Source organism: Syntrophobotulus glycolicus DSM 8271 (assembly GCF_000190635.1).
Classification (GTDB): domain Bacteria; phylum Bacillota; class Desulfitobacteriia; order Desulfitobacteriales; family Syntrophobotulaceae; genus Syntrophobotulus; species Syntrophobotulus glycolicus.
Genome location: NC_015172.1, coordinates 1954030 through 1973937, shown reverse-complemented (window position 1 = coordinate 1973937; position 19908 = coordinate 1954030). Strand labels below are relative to the sequence as shown.

General features: G+C 44.7%; 23 protein-coding genes. 20 read left to right on the top strand and 3 right to left on the bottom strand.

Going from position 1 to position 19908, the window contains the following annotated elements:
• Positions 1-7: 7 nt before the first annotated feature.
• On the bottom strand, positions 8-1771 hold the full coding sequence (uvrC, locus tag SGLY_RS09750; RefSeq protein WP_013625124.1) for an excinuclease ABC subunit UvrC: 1764 nt from the start codon (positions 1769-1771) through the stop codon (positions 8-10).
• 158 nt (positions 1772-1929) lie between these two features.
• On the opposite strand from uvrC, the gene SGLY_RS09745 reads away from it, so the two are divergent.
• Entirely contained in the window at positions 1930-2424 is a 495-nt protein-coding gene (locus tag SGLY_RS09745) for a hypothetical protein (RefSeq protein WP_013625123.1), read from the top strand.
• On the opposite strand, the gene SGLY_RS09740 is transcribed toward SGLY_RS09745, so the two are convergent.
• Positions 2421-2864: a DMT family transporter gene (locus tag SGLY_RS09740; RefSeq protein ID WP_013625122.1), complete on the bottom strand. Its 444-nt coding sequence runs from the start codon at positions 2862-2864 to the stop codon at positions 2421-2423. The two genes, SGLY_RS09745 and SGLY_RS09740, sit on opposite strands and share 4 nt — an antisense overlap.
• Positions 2865-3026: 162 nt before the next feature.
• Between SGLY_RS09740 and SGLY_RS09735 the strand changes: the two genes are divergently transcribed.
• The 3 genes from SGLY_RS09735 to SGLY_RS09725 all read left to right on the top strand — a co-directional run bounded on the left by SGLY_RS09735 (position 3027) and on the right by SGLY_RS09725 (position 4678).
• A complete protein-coding gene (locus SGLY_RS09735; protein ID WP_013625121.1) occupies positions 3027-3377 on the top strand; it encodes a hypothetical protein in 351 nt (116 codons plus the stop codon).
• A gap of 98 nt (positions 3378-3475) precedes the next feature.
• Positions 3476-3985, top strand: a complete 510-nt coding sequence (locus SGLY_RS09730) for a metallophosphoesterase family protein (protein ID WP_013625120.1) — start codon at positions 3476-3478, stop codon at positions 3983-3985.
• 6 nt (positions 3986-3991) lie between these two features.
• Positions 3992-4678 (top strand): DUF2103 domain-containing protein, encoded by a 687-nt coding sequence (locus tag SGLY_RS09725; RefSeq protein WP_013625119.1) that lies wholly within the window; start codon positions 3992-3994, stop codon positions 4676-4678.
• 180 nt (positions 4679-4858) lie between these two features.
• Here the strand turns inward: SGLY_RS09725 and SGLY_RS09720 are convergent, their stop codons facing one another.
• Positions 4859-6163 carry a replication-associated recombination protein A gene (locus SGLY_RS09720; RefSeq protein ID WP_013625118.1) on the bottom strand — a complete coding sequence of 435 codons (1305 nt, stop codon included), beginning with the start codon at positions 6161-6163 and terminating at the stop codon, positions 4859-4861.
• A 170-nt stretch (positions 6164-6333) separates the two neighbouring features.
• Between SGLY_RS09720 and SGLY_RS09715 the strand changes: the two genes are divergently transcribed.
• The 16 genes from SGLY_RS09715 to SGLY_RS09640 all read left to right on the top strand — a co-directional run bounded on the left by SGLY_RS09715 (position 6334) and on the right by SGLY_RS09640 (position 19891).
• The gene (locus SGLY_RS09715; RefSeq protein WP_013625117.1) at positions 6334-6831 is read left to right on the top strand and encodes an RrF2 family transcriptional regulator; all 498 of its coding nucleotides are present in this window, start codon (positions 6334-6336) and stop codon (positions 6829-6831) included.
• Positions 6832-6847: 16 nt separating this feature from the next.
• Entirely contained in the window at positions 6848-8017 is a 1170-nt protein-coding gene (gene nifS / locus SGLY_RS09710) for a cysteine desulfurase NifS (protein WP_013625116.1), read from the top strand.
• 95 nt (positions 8018-8112) lie between these two features.
• Complete coding sequence (nifU, locus tag SGLY_RS09705) at positions 8113-8487, top strand: Fe-S cluster assembly scaffold protein NifU (protein ID WP_013625115.1); 375 nt, start codon at positions 8113-8115, stop codon at positions 8485-8487.
• 71 nt (positions 8488-8558) lie between these two features.
• Positions 8559-9014 (top strand): PRC-barrel domain-containing protein, encoded by a 456-nt coding sequence (locus SGLY_RS09700; RefSeq protein WP_013625114.1) that lies wholly within the window; start codon positions 8559-8561, stop codon positions 9012-9014.
• Between the two features lie 5 nt (positions 9015-9019).
• Complete coding sequence (locus SGLY_RS09695; RefSeq protein ID WP_013625113.1) at positions 9020-9229, top strand: hypothetical protein; 210 nt, start codon at positions 9020-9022, stop codon at positions 9227-9229.
• 90 nt (positions 9230-9319) lie between these two features.
• Positions 9320-10369, top strand: coding sequence for an AI-2E family transporter (locus tag SGLY_RS09690; RefSeq protein ID WP_013625112.1), 1050 nt, complete (start codon positions 9320-9322; stop codon positions 10367-10369).
• 125 nt (positions 10370-10494) lie between these two features.
• On the top strand, positions 10495-13122 hold the full coding sequence (gene alaS, locus SGLY_RS09685; protein ID WP_013625111.1) for an alanine--tRNA ligase: 2628 nt from the start codon (positions 10495-10497) through the stop codon (positions 13120-13122).
• 158 nt (positions 13123-13280) lie between these two features.
• Positions 13281-13535 (top strand): IreB family regulatory phosphoprotein, encoded by a 255-nt coding sequence (locus SGLY_RS09680; RefSeq protein ID WP_013625110.1) that lies wholly within the window; start codon positions 13281-13283, stop codon positions 13533-13535.
• A 68-nt stretch (positions 13536-13603) separates the two neighbouring features.
• Entirely contained in the window at positions 13604-14548 is a 945-nt protein-coding gene (locus SGLY_RS09675) for an aldo/keto reductase (protein ID WP_013625109.1), read from the top strand.
• A gap of 38 nt (positions 14549-14586) precedes the next feature.
• The gene (ruvX, locus tag SGLY_RS09670; protein ID WP_013625108.1) at positions 14587-14991 is read left to right on the top strand and encodes a Holliday junction resolvase RuvX; all 405 of its coding nucleotides are present in this window, start codon (positions 14587-14589) and stop codon (positions 14989-14991) included.
• An 80-nt stretch (positions 14992-15071) separates the two neighbouring features.
• On the top strand, positions 15072-15383 hold the full coding sequence (locus SGLY_RS09665) for a DUF1292 domain-containing protein (protein WP_013625107.1): 312 nt from the start codon (positions 15072-15074) through the stop codon (positions 15381-15383).
• A gap of 179 nt (positions 15384-15562) precedes the next feature.
• Positions 15563-16591: an endolytic transglycosylase MltG gene (mltG, locus tag SGLY_RS09660; RefSeq protein WP_041444769.1), complete on the top strand. Its 1029-nt coding sequence runs from the start codon at positions 15563-15565 to the stop codon at positions 16589-16591.
• A gap of 20 nt (positions 16592-16611) precedes the next feature.
• The gene (locus SGLY_RS09655; protein ID WP_013625105.1) at positions 16612-17862 is read left to right on the top strand and encodes a peptidase U32 family protein; all 1251 of its coding nucleotides are present in this window, start codon (positions 16612-16614) and stop codon (positions 17860-17862) included.
• Positions 17863-17865: 3 nt separating this feature from the next.
• Positions 17866-18162, top strand: a complete 297-nt coding sequence (locus SGLY_RS09650; RefSeq protein WP_013625104.1) for a DUF4911 domain-containing protein — start codon at positions 17866-17868, stop codon at positions 18160-18162.
• A gap of 44 nt (positions 18163-18206) precedes the next feature.
• The gene (gene pilM, locus SGLY_RS09645; protein WP_013625103.1) at positions 18207-19352 is read left to right on the top strand and encodes a type IV pilus biogenesis protein PilM; all 1146 of its coding nucleotides are present in this window, start codon (positions 18207-18209) and stop codon (positions 19350-19352) included.
• Complete coding sequence (locus SGLY_RS09640) at positions 19349-19891, top strand: hypothetical protein (protein ID WP_013625102.1); 543 nt, start codon at positions 19349-19351, stop codon at positions 19889-19891. Before pilM ends, SGLY_RS09640 begins: the two co-directional genes overlap by 4 nt.
• The last annotated feature ends 17 nt before the right edge of the window (positions 19892-19908 follow it).

Below are 19908 nucleotides of genomic sequence, written 5' to 3'. Positions count from 1 at the left end.
AAAACTCTTATGATCCAGTTTCACCATGAAAATAGCTGTATATGGCAAGAGCGATATTCTCCGGCAAGCCGATTTTCCTGAAGTCCTCGACTGAAGATTGTTTTATGTTTGCCAGTGACCCTAAATTTAACAGAAGATCCCGTTTGCGTTTCGGTCCTACGCCAGGAATCAAATCCAGCTCAGAACTGGTAAGATCTTTAATTCTTTTTTGCCGGTGAAAGGTTATGGCAAAACGGTGGACCTCTTCCTGGATTTGCTGGATCAGACGAAAGGCATCCGGATATTTGGCCAGATCAATTTCCGCGCCATCAGCATTGATGAGGGTTCTGGTTGTATGCTCCTCGTTTTTGACCATACCGGCAAGCGGAATGGATAAACCAAGAACATCAAGACTGTTCAGGGCCGCCGTGATTTGTCCTTTTCCTCCGTCAAGAAGAATGAGGTCCGGGATCTGGTGATTTTCGCTTAAAAGCCTGTCATATCTTCTGAATACCACCTGTTTCATACTCGATGTATCATCATTGACAGAAGAGGAGTCAATATTAAACTTACGGTAATGGGAACGACAGGGTTTACCTTGAACAAACCGTACCATGCCCCCAACGATATTTGTCCCGGATATGGAAGAAATATCAAAAGCTTCGATGATTTGAGGGGGATCAATATCCAGCAGCTCTCCCAGACCTTGTAAGGCAAGCAATGTCTTTTCAGTTTTTATTTTTTCTAAAGAGGTTCTTTCCTGAAGGACCGTTTCAGCGTTATTCGTGGCCAGTTTGATGATTTCCAGAGTCTTTCCTCTTTTAGGGACAGTGACCGGAAGCAAATGGTTGAGAAGAGGAGATTTGTTTTCCGGAAGACAGATTTCATCAGGTATTTTATTCTTATTGTCATAATACTGCAGGAGAAAAGAAACGAAGGCCTCCTCCGGTTCTTCATAATAGGGGAACAGGAAGTTATCTCTGGCGACAAGCTTACCTTGCCGAAAATAGAAAATTTGAATACAGAGCAGTTCATCAGAAAAACGATAGGAAACAAAGTCTCTGTTTCGAAAATCATTTAAGGTGATATTTTGTTTTTCACTAATGGTTTGGATGGCCTGAATCAGATCCCGGTATTCCTTGGCGTTCTCAAATTGCAGGTTTGCTGAGGCTGAATTCATTTTTTCTTCCAGCCAGCGAATGATATCTTTCTGGTTCCCTTTGAGAAAAGAGGTAATCTTATCCAGAACATCCTGATATTGTTCGGGATTGAGCTGATTTATACAAGGACCCAGGCATTGGCCGATATGAAAATAGAGACAAGGTTCATGGGGGATATGGGTACATTTGCGTAAGGGGAATACTCTGTTCAAAAGACGGGCAGTTTCTTTCGCTGCCGTAGCATTGGGATAGGGGCCGAAGTACTTGCCCATTTTACGGTTGACATTCCTTGTCACAAGAATGCGGGGATGTTTCTCAGAAGTTAAAAGGAGATAAGGATAGGTCTTATCATCTTTTAACATGATGTTATAGCGGGGATAATATTTTTTGATCAGGTTGCATTCCAGGACTAACGCTTCCAATTCGGAAGAAGTGACAATATATTCAAAATCAGCGATTTGGCTGACAAGCTGTTGGGTTTTTTGGTCATGGGAACCGTGAAAATACGATTTTACTCTGTTTTTTAAAATCTTGGCTTTCCCTACATAAATGATTCTGTTTTTGTTGTTCTTCATGAGGTAAACACCAGGTTTGGCAGGAAGAAGTCCGAGCTTGTTTTTTATCTGTTCCATTAAACACCTCAAAGATCTTTATCTAAAAATCACACATCAGTATAGTCTGTTAATGGTGACTCATCGCATTTTCAACCTGATTAAACTTAGCCCGCACAAAACAATTATTCATCATATTCATCTGAATATCCACGTATAAATACTATGAGGTGGGTGAAATGCGGAACTCATGGGGACGTCCCCCACGTAATGAAATATGGACCGATATCCAGGCGGTAGCAATTTGGGTAGTCATCGTGGGAGTAGTGGGCTATCTTTTGTTCCCCAGTTTATACCAAAGCATTTATTCTGCCTTGACGAGCCCAATAAAAGAGTCTGCTGATGTCAACGAAATATCGCTTCCGACATCAACAGTGACAGAACCGACAACCCCACAATTACCGGACGTCTACAGTTCTGTTTACGGAGAAAGTGAATTTACAGAAGGCTATTGGGTGGTGTTTGTCGCCGACGGAGAATTCAAACAACTAAAAATGTCTTTGGAAACATACACCTTTCTAATGAAAATTATAGCGAATGATCAACAAAATGAAAAGAAAGCTACTATTATTATCGCTGAAAATGGTAAAGTTCACAAATATGTCGTCAGTAATGAAGTTTTTGCAATCATCAGTAATTTAAATACAATTAATGCGGGCGGGGGATCGATTTAACGAAAAAGTAATTTAGCTCCCAAGGCAAAAAGAGCTAAGCCCGCAAGCTGCCAGGGACTCCAGGGGATTTTATGCGTACCGAATAGCCCGAGATGGTCAATGATTACCGCAGTGCTTACCTGCCCGATAATAATTGCCGTTGTCGCATTGCAGACCCCCATTTTAGAGATTGAGACAGATACTAAAACAATGATACAGATGCCGAGGATCCCGCCGAGATAGAGGTACCAGGGGATCTGCCGCCAGTGATGCGTCAGTACCGGTTCTTTAAGCAAAAGAACTGCGATTAATATCCCGATTGTGCCAACGAGATGAATCGCCAAAGTCGAAGAAATAAGGGATGTCTTTTGGCTGAGCTGAGAATTTAAGGTGCCTTGTCCGGCCATGATGGCTCCGGATAAGGCAGCGAGGATAAAGGGCAGCTGAAATATTTTTTCCATAATAACCTCTTTGATGAATATAGAATATATTATGGGCAAGAACACCAAGTAAGTAAAAAAGTATCAGTATCGCACAGGAACAAATAGGGGAAAATGAAAATAACTTAACAAAGAAATAGAACAAATGTCAAAATGTAAAGAAGTCTGAAAAGAGGTGTGACAATGGATATCAATCCAGAATTGATCCAACGTGCCCAAATGCTTCTCACGTTAGATCATTCTTTGTCTCAGGTTAAGGAAATATTGCTGAGGGATGGTTATCCTGAAGATGAGGTTATAGAATTGATTGAGGCCACCGAAGAAGTCCTGAATTATTTTTCACCGCCATTGTTTGATGAGGATAAAATAGCGATAGATATTCGACATGTCAACAAAAAAATAGACAATACCGGTTCACCGGATATTTTAGTGGATCGCAACAGTGGCAAAGTTGAGTTGTTGACCCCTCACTTACAGGAGACGTGGCGGGTAGCCAATGAAATCAGAAAATCGATTAGATTTCAATATCGTTAAAAAAACAGGGGATAGCCGCCCTGTTTTTATTTTTCCAAAAAAACAAAAAAATATGTTAATATTTTGTAAGTGAATAAAAAAATAAGGCAGGGGACAAGATGAAGATCGGTATTTTATCTGATACACATTTGTCCGCGGGCGGGATATTACCGCGCCAGGTCTGGGAAAGCCTTGCGGATACGGAGATCATTCTTCATGCCGGAGATATTTTGACTGAGGACTTATTACGCGACTTAGCTTTAATTGCCCCAGTATATGCCGTCCTGGGCAATTGTGACCGGAATATAGAGGGACTGCCATCCAAGCGCGTTCTGTGTTGTGGAAAATTTAAAATCGGTTTAACCCACGGACATTTGGGTGCAGGAAAAGACACCCCTGATCGTGCCTATCATCTATTTGACGGCGACCAGGTGGATATCATTGTTTTTGGACACAGCCACATTCCCTATCAGGAAGTCCGCAATGGAGTGATCCTTTTCAATCCGGGTTCCCCTACCCAAAAAAGGGGACAAGAGTATTATTCCATAGGAATATTAACCATCAATGAAGAAGCTGAAAATAAAGAAAAAGCGATCCGGATGAACCATATTTTCTTTGGACGGGGTTAATTGTGTATGAAATTCAGGCGCAACAAAGTCAAAAGAGAGCATGGCATTTTGGAAAAGGCTCTGGAATGGCTGGAGGAGTTAAGCAAGCTGCCGGAAGTAACCGATATTATTCCCGGGGTGATTGATGTGACCCATTCTTCGGAAAGTGGTCCGGTCTATAAATATGAAACCGCAACCGGCTGTAAAATCCTTCTGAAAAGCGGAGGTTCTGTTCAGGAAGCGTTCATCGTGACCAAGAATCCCAAGGCTATAAAAAAGTGGATTGAGACCAGAGGATCTAATCCGAGAAAAAGCGAGTTAATTCACGACAAAAAACTGATGAAAGAAAAAAGTGAGCTGGATGATCAAGAAGACTTAAAGAAAAAACACTTACAAAAGAAGAAGTCTCAACCGGGACAAATAAAAAATTCAGGAAAAGGCAGTCCCCAAAATACTGTTCAAAGGAATCAAGAGGACGAACAAGACATCCTGGTCAAAAGAGATCAACTGCGTACCGGAATAAAGGATAGCTATCAGCTAGTGGAAATAAACCCCCGTCTGAGAGATTCTTATGTGGAAAGTTTGGCCAGCATGGCAGATCTGGATGGGCCAAAATTGGAAGAAACGCTCAACAGCTCGGAGCTCCAGGCTTTAGATCAGCTAAAGATCAAGCTCGAGTCCGGCGGCAAGCCGGAAAAGAAAAAGAAACGTTAGTTTATCACAGCTTGTTTGGTCGTTAGCATGTCGGACATATGCACTCAACCAACAGAAAAGAATAAAGATTTACTCCTGAAAGCACCGTAAGGGATAATGCCGTCATATCCTTACAATAAGAATGATTGTTTACCAGAGCTGTTAAACAAAGATACCTGTAATTTAGAATAAAACCAGTTTCTATTTCTTCTCTTTCTCTGCCCGTCCCCGGTTATGATCAGCGCCTTTTCCCGTTGGCTCATAAAATTGGACATGTTGATGGCTTTCAGGCAGATAGGCTTGTTCTACCCAGCTGCCCGGATAAGAGTGGGGATAAAGATAGCCGGTGCCGTGACCAAGCTGGGAAGCCCCAGGATAGTGAGAATCCCTTAAATGGAGAGGGACCTGGGCCTGGGGATTGGCTTTGGCATAAGCAAAGACCTTATGCATTGCGGTGACGACGGAATTGCTCTTGGGGGCATTGGCGATTGCTAAAACAGCCTGAACCATGGGAATCCTGGCTTCAGGCATACCGATCCATTCCAGGGCGTTGGCCGCAGCGTGAGCCTGGAGCATGACCATCGGATCAGCCAGGCCGACATCCTCTGAAGCATGGATGATGATTCTGCGCATGACGAAGCGGGGGTCTTCGCCCGATTCCAGGATCAGGGCAAACCAGTATAAGGCGGCATCAGGATCGGAGCCGCGCATGCTTTTGATCATTGCCGAGATCATATCATAATGATTATCGCCTTTTTTATCATAAAGGCAGGCTCTTTCTTGAATCGATTCTTTGGCTGTTTCTAAATCTACTGTTCGGATACCTTCAACAGGCTGAGTTGTGAGGACGGCTAATTCCAAAGCATTTAAGGCCCTGCGCAAATCCCCGTTGGCAAAACCCGCCCAAAAAGCCAGTGCTTCCGGACTGACATTTGTTTTGTAGTTTCCCAGCCCCTTTACCGGATCATTCAGGGCCTGGGAAATGCCTCTTTTTATATCCTCCTCATTCAGGGACCGAAGCCGGAACAGGGATGAGCGGCTGAGGAGAGCGGAATTCAGCTCGAAATAAGGATTTTCGGTAGTCGCGCCAATGAAATTGATGAGACCCTTTTCCACAGCAGGGAGCAGAATATCCTGCTGTCCTTTATTAAAACGGTGAACTTCGTCGCAGAACACCAGTGTCTTCTGACCGTAAAGCTTAAGCTTTTCCTCGGCCTGGTCGATGATCGCCCGCAGCTCTTTTGCCCCTGCCGAGACGGCATTAATTCTGACAAAATCGGATGAAGTATGATTGGCAATGATCTGGGCTATGGATGTTTTGCCTGATCCCGGAGGGCCGAACAGGATAATGGAACCTATGCGGTCGGCCTCGATAGCCCGGCGGAGAAGCTTGCCCGGGCCCAATATTTCTTCCTGACCGATAAAGTCCGCAAAGCCTTGTGGACGCATACGTTCAGCCAGGGGGGCTATTTTACCTGAATCAAAAGATGCTGAAAATAAATCCATTAGATATCCCTCATTTATTTGAAGTAATGATATTATACCAAAGAAGAAGGACATGTTGAAGAAAGTTTACGTTAAAGAAGTTTATTGACAAATTCCGATTGGTTTAGTAGGATATAATTAGATTTGCGGCAAAGGCAGTTTATTCAGATGGGAGCGGGGTGAAGAAAAGGGTGAGATTTTCGACAAGAGGCCGCTATGGAGTTCAGTTAATGGTCGATTTGGCCTTACACTCCAACAATGAGCCGATCTCCTTAAAAAGCGTAGCAGACAGACAGAAGTTATCTGAACATTACTTAGAACAGTTGGTTCCTGATCTGCGTAAAGCAGGTATGGTAAAAAGTATCCGCGGTGCGCAGGGAGGTTATATTCTGGCTAAAAAAACTGAAGATATCATAGTCGGAGATATCATCAGGGCACTGGAAGGGCCTATTGCCCCAGTGGAATGTTCCGGCCAAAAAACCGAGAACTGCTGTGAAAAAACCAATTTCTGTCTGACCAGAGAAGTATGGGTAAGAGTCAGTGATTCAATCAATGACTTGGTTGATTCCATTTCCCTTGCTGATTTGGTGCAGGAAGCTGAAAAGGGATCGATGGCCAATCTGGACGAGATCTTTAAAATAGAAGCCAATCAAGATTATAAGATAAAGGATAAAGACAGCAAAAAATAAATGGAGGTATTGACGGATGAATAGAATATATCTGGATCACAGCGCAACCACGCCAACGGATCCTGAAGTAGCAGAACTGATGATGAAGTATTATGTAGAATACTATGGGAATCCTTCCAGTGTCCATTCTTTTGGCCGGGAGGTTCGGAAAGGGATTGAAGAGGCCAGAAACCAGGTAGCCGCTTTGGTCGGGGCAGACTTCAAAGAAATAATTTTTACCAGCGGCGGTACGGAGGCGGACAATCTGGCGATTCAGGGGGCGGCAAAGACCCGTTCCAATAAAGGCAGGCATATCATTACTTCCGCCGTTGAACACCACGCAGTTTTGGATACCTGCGAACACCTGGCTAAAAATGGTTTTGAGCTTACGATTATCCCTGTCGATTCTGAAGGATTTGTTTCCGTTGAGGCTGTATCTGAAGCCATAAGGCCGGATACGATTCTGATCAGTATAATGCATGCCAATAACGAAGTCGGTACGATCCAGCCTATTTCTGAGATCGGTCAAATAGCCAGGGAGAAAGATATTCTCTTCCACGTTGACGCCGTACAATCTTTAGGTAAAGTTCCGATCAATGTCAAGGAAATGAACATTGACTTACTGACGATTTCCAGCCACAAAATTTATGGTCCGAAGGGTGTTGGGGCTCTTTATATTCGGAAAGGAATAAGAATTTCTCCACTGGTTTTGGGTGGAGGGCAGGAAAGAAAAATCCGCTCGGGAACAGAAAACGCTCCCGGTATTGTCGGTTTTGGCAAAGCCTGCGAATTGGCCGGTTTAAGGATGAAGGAAGAACATGACAGGATGGTTTATCTCAGGGACAAGCTTTTAGCAGGGATTACTTCAACGATTCCTGATGTAAAAGTGAATGGTCCCATAGGGGAAAGACGCCTGCCCCATAATGTCAATGTCAGTATCTTTTTTGTTGAAGGGGAATCCCTCTTGCTTAGTCTGGATATGCTGGGGATTGCCGCTTCCAGCGGTTCAGCCTGTACATCCGGCTCCCTGGATCCTTCTCATGTTTTGCTGGCCATGGGTTTATCCCATGAAATTGCCCATGGATCACTGAGATTTTCCCTGGGAAGGCAAAATACGGAAGAAGAAATTGATTATTTGATTGCGGAATTGCCTAAAATTGTCAATCGGTTGAGGCAGATGTCCCCTCTCTTTAATCAGGCCAACTGATTTGGATCGGGATATAAAAATTTTTTTTAAGATTCATATTTTCAAAGTATATTCAAATCATAATATTGGATAATGGAATAAGGAGCGATAATCATATGTATTCTGATAAAGTATTGGATCATTTTAGCAATCCCAGAAATGTCGGTGAACTGGAAAATGCCAATGGTGTAGGCACAGTCGGTAATGCCAAATGTGGAGATATCATGCAGATTTTTCTGGACATTGAGGACGATATTATTAAGGATGTTAAATTTAAAACTTTTGGTTGTGGTGCTGCGGTCGCCACCAGCAGTATGGTGACGGAAATGGTAAAAGGAAAAACAGTTGAAGAAGCGATGAACGTTACAAATGCGGCTGTTGCCGAAGCATTGGACGGCCTGCCGCCAGTAAAAATGCACTGCTCCAATCTGGCGGCAGATGCTGTTCATGCGGCGATTAAAGATTACTATGAAAAAAAAACCAAAGTATAAAGGTATCTGATGAATAAAAACCGTCCAATTGGGAAAATTATCTTGTAGTGAATATTTTAGGCAGGATGATTATGCGTAGAATCCGTGAAATTATGGGGACACCAGTCTTAAATCAGAAAACCGGGGCTCAAATGGGACATGTCAAGGATCTCATCATAGATGACCAGGCCAACAGATTGATCGGCATAATCTTGGAAACAGATTCTCTGTTTAGCGGAGGTTCTCCAGGTATTCTCAGGCAGGATCTGGTTCAGATTAATGACGACTTCATTGTCGCCGATTGCTCCGGCTCACCGGAATTGAGAGGAAACAGCTGGTTGGAAAAATCCGGTGGCACAGTATATAACTGTGATGGCACGGTCAAGGGCTGTATCGTTGATGTTTTTTTGGATGAAGGCTGGCAGGAAATCCTTGGCTATGAGCTCTCCGACGGGTTATTTGCCGATTTACTTAATGGCAGACAAGCGATTTTAGAAAAGAATATTTTACTGGAAGGAAAGGATGTCATCGTCATTGAAGGGGGGTAAGCCCAATGACTTGTCCTGTTTGTGGAGGCCGTTCCATAGGAAAAGTGGGTGTCGATCAGTACTACTGCTGGAATTGTTGTGTGGAATTTAACAGCCATACAGACAAAATCGTAGTGTATGACTTGGACGAGGAAGGCGGCCTTGTGGCTTGGGAAGATTTTTATCTTGAAAATGACGCATATCTTGATCGGACAGTGCAGACTACGGCGGAATAGAACAGATCCGGATAGATTTTCAAAACAAGTGGGATATTGTGCAAAAGGTTGGGTAATTATAACACCAACCTTTTTTTATTGGGAGGAACAATGCGCAGAAAAAGAATTCGTCTGATTTTCATCCTTCTCACGTTGTTTTTAGGGATATATCTTTTTAGTCAGCTTACGGAGATGATGTGGCCGTTTATTTTGGGCCTTGTTTTGGCTTACCTGTTGAACCCGCTGGTATGCTGGCTGGAAGCAAAGAAAATTGGACGAAAGTATGCTATTGCTTTGGTCTTTATCGCGATCATTGTTTTTTTTGCTTTCGTTTTTTTCGTTTTATTGCCCGCGTTATACCTGGAATTGAGCAGACTATCGGCTATGCTTCCCAAGATGATGGACAATTTATTCAAATATATGGAGAGCATCAAGCTGAGTTTTTTGCAGGCAGGCCTTCCTGGGGAGGTCATTAAGCTTTATGATGAAAAAATCATTTATGCTCAGGGTTTTGCCACCAGATGGCTGGTGAATTTTTTAAATGATATTCCGGGAATACTTGTTTCCCTGACCTACCTTGTCCTTTCTCCGGTTCTGGCGATTTATTTCCTGGCAGACTGGAGAAGAATGACGCAAACCATGATTTGGCTGGTCCCAAGAAAATACCGAAACAGCTGGCGCCATCTCTTAAAAGAGATCAATTTGATTATTGTCAATTATATTCACGGTAATCTCATTGATGCTGTCCTGGTCGGTGTGATCATCGGGATAGGGGCTGCTTTGCTGGGGACGGAATATGCGCTTCTCATCGGCATCATTTGCGGGATTACCAATATTATTCCTTATTTTGGCCCTTTAATCGGAGCGGTTCCTTCTTTGATGCTGGCCTTAAGCAATTCGCCAATAATGGCGGTAAAGATCCTGGTCCTGATCCTCATTGTCCAACAAATTGACGGAAATCTCATTAATCCTAAGCTGATGAGCGATAAGGTCGGGCTGCGTCCACTGACAGTTGTCTTTTCTCTGCTGGCAGGGGAAAAGCTTGCCGGCTTGCTGGGAATGCTGGTTGCCATTCCCCTGACGGCCATTATGAAAAATGTCCTGTTAAAAACATATTTGTTCCTGGTCGCGCCGGAGCTTCCTGACAGTTCGCAAAGATGAGTTTTATTGACAGTAAAGTTTGGAAACAGATATACTAAAGAAGTATGTTTATTTTTTATTTCATGGTTTTTTATTCCAATTGAATTACTTATTTTATTGAACCTTAATGATCGAGGAGGAAGAAAATGTATACCGGAGACCAACTTCGTGAAATGTTCCTGAATTTTTTTCAGGAAAAAGGACATCGTTTGCAGGCCAGCGCTTCTTTAATTCCGAAAAACGATCCTACTCTGCTCCTGACCGTGGCAGGGATGGTTCCTTTTAAACCATATTTTATGCGGCAGGTTGAACCGCCTTTTCCACGGGCCACCACTTGCCAAAAATGTGTACGGACACCTGATTTGGAACGTGTGGGTAAGACAGCCCGGCATCATACTTTTTTTGAAATGCTGGGTAACTTCTCCTTTGGAGATTATTTTAAGGAAGAAGCCATAACCTGGGCCTGGGAATATGTTACCGAGGTCATCAAGCTTCCTGCGGACCAATTATGGATAACTGTTCACCCGGAAGATCATGAAGCCAGAGAAATCTGGATCAATAAGGCCGGAGTCTCACCGGACAGGCTGTTAGATGATGAAGAAAACTTCTGGGCTGCCGGACCGGTTGGACCCTGTGGGCCTTGCTCGGAGATTTACGTTGATCTTGGCGAAGCCAGGGGCTGCGGTAAGCCGGATTGCGCCATAGGCTGTGACTGTGACCGCTTTCTGGAGATCTGGAACCTGGTATTTATGCAATATACCCGGGACGAAAGTGGAACACTTACTCCTCTGCCCAGACAAAATATTGATACAGGTATGGGATTAGAGCGGATTACCTCAGTCATGCAAGGTGTCGTTTCGAATTTTGATACAGATTTATTTATACCGATTATTAATAAGATCGCTGAGATCGCAGGGATTAACTATAAAGACGACCCTAAAAAGGATACTGCCCTCAAAGTGATTTCCGATCATACCCGGGCGATTGCCTTTATGCTGGGTGATGGAATCCGTCCAAGCAGCGACGGCCGGGGCTATGTCCTGCGCCGGATTTTGCGCCGGGCGGTCAGATATGCCCGTTTGATCGGGATTGAAAAGCCATTCCTGGAGCAGATTTTTGCAGTGATTCAGAGTAAATATGCTCATGCTTATCCGGAATTAAAAGAGAATGAAAATTTTATTCTCAATCATTTGAAGCTTGAAGAGAAGAATTTTCAGGCCACCTTGGAGCAGGGTACCCAAATTCTCCAGGATAAAGTGGAGAGCCTGAAAAAGCAGGGCCTTCAAGAAATAAACGGAACAGATGCTTTTCATCTCTATGAGACCTACGGCTTCCCTGTCGAACTGACCGAGGAAATCCTGGCTGAAGAGGGGATCACCGTGGACATGGAAAATTATCAGCTGGCTTTTGAAGAACACCGGAAGGCTGCCAAGGAGCAATCACGCCAAATGGTCTCTTCCGCGGAGAACATGGCCCTGATCAACAAAGCGAGAGAACTGGGCAAAACAGAATTTGTCGGCTATCGCCAACTGAGTACGGAAACATTTGTTGCGGCCCTTTTCAGCGGCGAGGAAGAGGTGGCCAGTGCCGGTGAAGGGGAAGAAGTACTGTGTTTGCTCCCGCGTACGCCATTTTATGCGGAAAGCGGTGGTCAGGTTGCGGATAAAGGGTGGATCCGGTCGGAGAGAGCGGAAGCCCAGGTCATGGAGGTACGCAAGCTTCCTGACGGCAGCTTCTGCCACAGGTTAAGGATTACCAGTGGGGTATTAAAGGTTCAGGATACGGTTGTCGCTGAAGTAGACGGGGAAATCAGAAAAAGTATTGCCGCTCATCACAGCTCAACCCATCTTTTGCATACCGCCTTGCGCAAGGTTCTTGGTCAGCATGTCCAACAAGCCGGTTCTCTGGTTTCTGAAGAGAGGCTAAGGTTTGACTTTTCTCATTTCTCGGCCATGTCGACCGAAGAATTAAACACAGTGGAAGAGGAGATTAACCGGCAGATCAGGGGTGCCCTGTCCGTAAATATTGCTGAGATGTGCATGGAAGACGCTAAAGCCCAGGGAGCCATCGCCCTGTTTGGGGAGAAATACGGCGATGAGGTGCGGGTAGTCCGGATGGGAGAGTTCAGCACGGAACTCTGCGGAGGGACACACGTGCAAAATACAGGGGAAATAGGGATCGTGAAAATATTATCCGAAAGCGGGATTGGCGCCGGTTTAAGAAGGATTGAGGCGGTTGCCGGCAAGCAGGCTCTGGCCTATATCCATTCCCTGGAAGAGAGTTTGGAAGAAATCGCGGTTATTCTGAAAGCGGCTCCCGGGGAGTCTCTAAAGAAGGCTGGGCAAATGGCTGGCCAGCTGAAAGATGCGGAAAGAGAAATTGAAAAATTAAATGCCCGCCTGTCAAAATACGAAGCAGAAAATATTTTGGACAAAGTTCAGGAGATTCAAGGGGTCAAAGTCTTAGCAGCCAAAGTTCAGGCTCCGGACATGGATGCCCTGAGGAAAATGTCTGATACGTTAAAGGACAGGCTGAAAGAAGGAGTGATTATTCTGGGCGCTTCTGCCGAAGGTAAAGTTCATTTTGTCAGTGTTGTCAGTCCTTCAGGTTTAAATGGGCTTCATGCAGGTAAAATTATTAAAGAGGTGGCTGCCTTTACCGGCGGCAGCGGTGGCGGACGCCCCGATATGGCGCAAGCGGGCGGAAAGGACCCTTCCAAGATTGAAGAGGCTTTGGCTAAGGTGCCTGCGATCATTAAAGGCATGCTGGGCTGAAAACTTTTTCCTCGTCATGTTGGAGCATTTCCCGGTAATCATCTGGGGATATCGGAAACATTTAAAGTTTTTTTAGAAAAAAACGAAGAATGACTGTAAAATTCCCCGAAGATTAAATATAATAATGGCATCGGACCGTTTCGAAAGGAGGGTTGACCTTGGATAAAATGGAAGAAACTATGATGTTTAAATCTCAAGTAGGGGAGGTTTCTGCACATGAGATTTTACAACAGGTTTATACCGCATTGCAGGAGAAGGGATACGACCCGATCAATCAGCTCGTAGGGTACCTGATGTCAGGGGACCCGGTTTATATCACAAGTCATAACCAGGCCAGAACAAAAATCCGGAAAATAGAACGTCATGAACTGTTGGAAGAGCTTGTACGGTCATATTTAGATGAAAAAGAATGATTTGAACAACACCCTCACATCAGGTGGGGGTTTGTTTTTGTATGATTTCCTGGAGGGGAGAGCAGCCTGTGCGCAAAATCAAGCTTGGTCTTTTGGGACCTGAGGTATCGGAGATCTGTTTTGGCAGCTTGGCTGTATCTCCCCTTCAGGGGCGGGTCAGCATGTCCGAAGGAACAGAAGTCCTGCGCTACGCGGTCGCCAGCGGGATTGATTGGGTGGATACGGCCGAGATATACGATAACTATGAGCAGATTGCTCCGGTACTAAAAGAGAATCATCATGTCAGGGTTGTTTCGAAAAGCTATGCTGTTACGGCAGAACAGATGGACAAGAGTATCGAAAAGGCCCGGCGGGCTTTAGGCCGGGATATGATTGACTTTTTTCTTTTACATGAGCAGGAGAGCGGACTGACCTTAAAGGGACATGCTGAAGCCTGGGATGCGTTGAGAAAGGCCAAAGAGAAGGGTATCGTCAATTATATCGGCATTTCAACTCATGCCGTGCGCGGAGTCAGGGACGGAGCATTGCAGCCGGGGCTGGATATTATTCATCCCCTGATTAATTATGCGGGCTTGGGCATAATAGACGGTACCTTGGCGGAGATGCTGGCAGCCCTGAATTTTGCTTCCAGTTTGGGAATCGGGATCTATGCGATGAAGGTTTTTGGCGGGGGCCATCTGGGAACAGATCCGGTCAAGGCCCTGAGATTCATTCAAAAACTGCCGACTGTTCAGGCCATGGCTTTGGGGATGTCATCGAAGGCTGAAATCGATTATAACTTGATGGTTCTGGCAGGGAAAGAACCCTGTCCGGAACTTGCCCGAAGCATCAGCACAATAAAACGCAAGCTGTATATTGCGGACTGGTGCCAGGGCTGTGGTCAATGTGTTGAAAAATGCTCCCAAAAGGCGTTGTATCTCAAGAAAAACATTGCTGAGGTGATCAGGGAAAGATGCATCCTGTGCGGATATTGCGGCAGAAGCTGCCCGCACTTTTGTCTGAAAATCGTTTAAAAAAGATATTTTTAGAGATCATATTAAGGGGTGAGGCTTTGAGGGTGATGGGACTTGATTTGGGGGAAAAGACAATAGGGGTTGCGGTCAGTGATCTGCTCATGTTAACCGCCCAGCCTTTGTTGGTGATTAAACGCTCCGAAAAAGAGCAAGAAGAGCTGGCAGGGATCATAAAAGAGTATGAAGTCGATACAATTGTGGTAGGCTATCCTAAGAATATGAATGGAACGATTGGGGAAAGGGCTTTGGCCACCGAAGCCTTTGCTCAAGAATTGCAGGCGGCTTTTCGACTCCCCATTAAGCTCTGGGATGAACGTTTAAGTACGGTAGCCGCGCAAAAATCCCTGATCCAGGCTGACGTATCCAGAGCAAAAAGGAAAAAAGTGATTGATAAAATGGCTGCGGTCTTTATTTTGCAAGGTTTCCTTGACAGTAAACACTGAAGTTGTTTGACAATCATTACCTTGGCAGGTAAAATTATTACATTAGCCTTGGAACGAACATGAAATGAGGTGATCCATAAATGACAGATGAGATCAAGGTAACTGAGGCAGTTGAGGAAGAAGAGACCTTTGACATTGTCGTCCTGAACGATGATGAGGGTAAAGAACACGAATTTATGCACCTGGCATCCCTTGAAGTTGACGGAAATACCTACTATGTCCTGTTGCCTGTTGATGAAGCGGAGGACGAAGATGAGGAAGAAGCAGAAGCAATAATCCTGAAGCTTGGCAAGGATGAAAACGGTGAAGATATGCTCTTTGACATCGAAGATGATGAAGAGTGGGAAAAGGTTGCTGATGCCTGGGAAGAAATAGAGGAAGACGAAGAATAGTAATTACACAGTGATCAGAGCAAGGACCAAGTGTTTTCCGGAAACTCACGAAATCGTGAGTTTCTTTATTTTCTAAAAAAGGATATAATGTTAGCGGAAAAAATAAATTTTGCGCAAGAAGCAGAACAGGTCAAAAAACCGCTTCGGCTGAATGAAGAGATAAGGAAACAACGAAAAATATGGCGAGAAAAAGAATGAATCTTTTCCGAAAAAAAAATAATAAAATCCTGGTCCTGATTTTGTTGGTGGCAGCACTTACCTCCATCTCATGGTGGATCAGCAATTTGAGGCCTGTTTCCGCTTCCCAGGAAAAGGCGCCTTTTGTTATTGAGCAGGGGACTTCCGCTAAACAATTGGCCAAGCAGCTGGAGAGCAGCGGACTGATCCGTGAGGACAGTATTTTTACTCTTTTGTGCAGAATCAAAGGAGTGGAAGCAAAACTCAAAGCCGGAATTTATTATTTTTCTCCATCCATGACTCCTGAGCAGATGATTGAAAAACTTTTGCAGGGTCCGGAAAAGGACGAAAAAAAGATCACGATTCCCGAAGGATATCATACCAGTCAAATTATTGATGTTTTAGTCAAGAACGGTTTCGGAACCAGGGAACGCTTCAATGCGGAAATGCAAAGCTTTACTTCAGCTCAATACTCGTTTTTAAATGATATTCCTAATGGAGAGAACAGACTGGAAGGATTTTTGTTTCCTGACACTTATTATTTTAGTGTCGAGGAAGGTGAACACAGCATCATTAACCGAATGCTGCAAAGATTCTCCGTCGAACTGACGACTGAGGTCAGGACCAGATTAGCTGAGAAAAATCTGAGCGTTTTTCAATGGGTAACGATGGGATCGCTGGTCGAAAGAGAAGCGGCCAAAAGTGAAGATAGGCCGGTTATCGCAGCCATATTTGAAAAACGCCTTCAAATCGGGATGCCCTTGCAATCCTGTGCAACGATCCAATATTTACTCAAAGAAAATAAAAGAGTGTTGAGCCTCAAAGATTTAGAGATCGACTCTCCGTACAATACTTACAAGCACACCGGTCTTCCGCCGGGACCGATTGCCAATCCGGGAAGAGCTTCATTGCAAGCAGTACTTGATCATGAAAAGACAGAGTACCTGTATTTTGTTGCCAAAAGCGACGGAAGCCATGCTTTTGCCAAAACGAATGAAGAGCATATGCAGAATATCCGGAAATATCAGTAGAGCGTACCAAGGGGGATACTATGTCAAAACCTGAACTCCTGGCTCCCGCCGGAGACCTGGAAAAACTTAAATTTGCCCTTGCTTATGGAGCGGATGCCGTCTATGTGGGAGGGACCATGTTCGGTTTGCGGGCTTATGCCGGAAATCTCGACGAAGATGAGCTGCGGGAGGGTTTAATGTTTGCGCATGAACGGAAACGCAGGCTCTATGTTACAGTAAATATTTTTGCGCACGAGCAGGATTTTTCCTTATTGCCCGAGTACCTTCAGGTTCTTCAGGATTTGGGTGTAGACGGCATTATTGTTTCAGATCCCGGTATTTTCCGGGTAGCCCGGCGGGTGATCCCTGATATGGATATTCATATCAGCACTCAGGCCAACTGCACAAATTCGGAAAGTGCTGTTTTTTGGCGTGAGCAGGGAGCCAAGAGGGTCATTCTGGCAAGAGAACTGGCGATCAATGAAATAGCGGAGATTCGGAAAAAGACAGGAGTTGAGCTGGAAATATTTATCCATGGCGCCATGTGCATGTCATATTCCGGACGCTGTCTATTAAGCAATTACCTGACCGGACGGGATGCCAACCGCGGTCAATGTACCCAGCCTTGCCGCTGGGGGTATTCCCTGGTGGTCGAAAACAGACCCGACCGTTATTTTCCCATTGAAGAGGACGAAAGAGGGACTTATCTGTTCAACTCTCATGATCTTTGTATCCTTCCTTACCTTCCTCAGCTGAAAGACCTGGGAATTGAGAGCTGGAAAATTGAAGGACGCATGAAAAGCGCTCATTATGTTGCCAGCACGGTCAAAGTATACCGGCAGGCTATTGATACGTTGTGGGAAAAAGACCAAATGGAATTTCAAAATAAATTAGGGTCCTGGCTGGAAGAGATGGATAAGGTCAGTCACCGTCATTATTCTCCGGGTTTTTTTCTGGGTAACCCGGGAGCAGAATCCCAGAATACAGAAAGCTCCGATTATATCCGCGAATACAGCTTTATCGGAAAAGTCTTAACCACAGAGGAATGTCCCGCCGCCGGAGAAGCAGATCAGGGATATTGGATTGAACAGCGCAATTATTTTAAACAAGGGGATAAACTGGAGGTGCTGACACCTGAAGGTGATCCCTGGACTTTCCCGGTCAGGGGTATTTATGATGCGGATGGCCGGAAATTGGATGTGGCCAGACATGCCAAACAATTGCTCAAGTTAGAACTCCCCAGGCCCATGGAACCGTTCAGCATTCTCAGAAAACCGCAAAAGCAGGAATAATGAATGAAATCAAAGAATAATAAAGGAATAAGTCAAGACGGAAAGGACTGGAAAGAAAAAATGCCAAGTCGGGAAGAATATGCAGAGGCCGACTTTCTGGTGCAGGCTCAGGTAGCAAGACCGGAGATCCAGTTATTGGCTAAATTTGTGGAGGGTCTGGGACACCTGGGAGTGGTCACCACCATAGACAAGCTTGAGGGCAGGGTCGTGATCCAGACAACGAAATACCTCTGGCCGGAATTAAAGGTTCTCCTGGAGAAGATGCCGATCAATATTAAAATCCTGAATCAGCAAATCTAAAACAAAGAATATTTTATTTCTATCTGAACCGGGGAGAAAGCTTTATGAAAAAGGGTTGGTTAGCGGAAATAAATCACCATAAAATGATCTTGGCTGAGGTCGTATGGGAAAAGAAAAAGGACCTCAGGATCATCATGAATAAGATTGAGCAGATCCATATCCCCAATGGTGATCAGCAGGATATTGCCGAAAAACTGCGTGAACTGGTTAAGAGAGAAAAGCTGACAACAAAAAACCTTAAAATCAGCCTGGTTTGTCCCGGGGTAATGTTCAGAATGGTCTCGGTACCGAAAATGAGTTCCGGTAGTCTTGATCAATTTATTTATCATGAATTTGACCAATGCTTCTCTTTTGATTTGACAGATTATCTGATCGATTATCGAATGATCCGCAGATTTAAAACTCTGGGACAAGAGAGAATCAGCATTCTTCTGGCTGCGGTTCCCCGCTCTGATGTGGAAAACGTAAATAAACTCTGGAAAGAGGCGGGCATTCAGCCGCAAACAATTGATTTGGGGCTGGATTGTATCATCCGGCTGTTTAAGGTCTTGTTTGAGAGGGAAGCCAAAATCAACAGCCAGGCTTTGATCAGTGAAGAAGGTCATTCTCCCGATCATATTGTCATCGTTGATTTCAGGCACGATAAGGCAGACTTCATTGTGCTTGCCGAAGGGCAGTTGGATCATTATTCCTCTGTAGCGGTTCATTTGCCTCAAATCAGCAAGACAGCTGAGGAAACCGCCGCCGCTGCTTGTCCGAAAGAACCGGATACACCTCCTGAAGGGTCGGCAGAATATGCATTTCGGGGGATGATCCCCAAAGGGAACTTACAAATAAAAAGGAAAAGACAGGAACACGAATTTATTTTGGAAGAGCTGTTTATCCCTTATTTTCCTTCTGCTCAGCAATATGAGAGTGCTTTCACTGCCGTAATCGAAGAGTTGTCGGCAGCATTGAACACGTTTAGGACCAATCATGGCGGACAGCAAATTAAAAAGGTCTACTTGCTTGGGGAATATGCGGATTTTCCCGGATTCCAGGGGTTGATCCACAAGGAGCTCCAAGTTAGTACAGTTTTAGGTTATCCGGGTAAATGGAAGCCGGAATTCAGGGAACCAAGCCTGTTGTGGGAAAAGGACTGGCTCAGCTTCACCGGGCTGTGCGGTTTGGCGTTGAGGGGGATGAAATGAACAGGAAAGTCAATTTTAATTTCGCTGAAGGAAAGGCCATTTCCCAGAAGCATCTATACAGTGAGGTCAGGTATAAGAAGCTGTTTGCTGTTTACACATTCTGGACGGCTGTTCTTCTCGCGCTCTCCCTGCCCTGGCTGTGGGATCTTAAAACTGTTTACGGGCAGAAAGTCGCAGACAATAATATTAAATCTTATCAGGAAATTTATGCCGTTCTCCAAAAAAGAGAAAATCTGAATGACCGGATTGACCAAAGTCAGCAATTTTTGAACTTCATTGAAGAAAAGTCCAAACAGCCGAGAGGAACCTTAAACACGCTCCAAAAATCTCTTCCTTCAGATGTGGTGTTAAAAAGCCTGTCTCAGATGGAAGATGGTTCAGTTCAATTAACGGTAGGGGTCAGCGGCCCTGAAAACATGGCTAAAGTCTGGACTGCTGTGGCCAAAACAGGGGTGTTTCAGGAAATTGACTTAAATACGGTAGCAGTTACGGGAACCACAGAAAAAAAAGACCTGATTTTCAGTCTCAAATTAAAATAGACCGATTGCGAGGAATA